The sequence below is a fragment of the Rhodoplanes roseus genome, from assembly GCF_003258865.1.
GTDB classification, from domain to species: domain Bacteria; phylum Pseudomonadota; class Alphaproteobacteria; order Rhizobiales; family Xanthobacteraceae; genus Rhodoplanes; species Rhodoplanes roseus.
In genome coordinates, this window is the sequence record NZ_NPEX01000661.1 from 1 (window position 1) to 489 (window position 489).

The 489-nt window shown below is 73.6% G+C and carries 1 protein-coding gene; it reads left to right on the top strand.

Annotated features, from left to right (window positions below; translation table 11 throughout):
* A partial coding sequence (locus tag CH341_RS31860) for an HK97 family phage prohead protease (RefSeq protein WP_210208711.1) occupies nucleotides 1–339 on the top strand: 339 nt, incomplete at its 5' end.
* Nucleotides 340–489: the final 150 nt, after the last annotated feature.

Genomic DNA, 489 nt, shown 5'->3' on the forward strand with positions numbered 1-489 from the left:
GCCACGGTGCGGCTGTCGCGGGCGCCGTCGCATGCCGACATCGTCCAGAACATCCGGGACGGCATCATCCAGAACGTGTCGGTCGGTTACCGCATCCACGCGGTGGAGAAGGTCGAGGGGCCCGAGGGCGACGTGCCGCTGTGGCGGGTGGTCGACTGGGAGCCGCTGGAGATCTCCGCCGTGCCGATCGGCGCCGATCCGGGCTGCCGGGCCCGCAGCGACGACCGGGCGGCCCGCTACCCCGCCGTGCTCACCACCCGAGACTGCCCGGACGCGATCGCCGCCGCGGCGCGCATGCGCATGCGCCAGGCCGAGATCGACGGACTTCCGACCCGCTGACATCCGCGCGGCGGCGCCGCGCGTGCCCAAATGCCCTTGGGCAAGGCACCAGGCCCGCCGTCAGGCGCGCCAATCCCGACGAAGGAGCCCATCATGACGCTGGAGCAGATGCTCGCCCGGCTCGCCGACCTGCAGGCGCAAGCCCGCGCC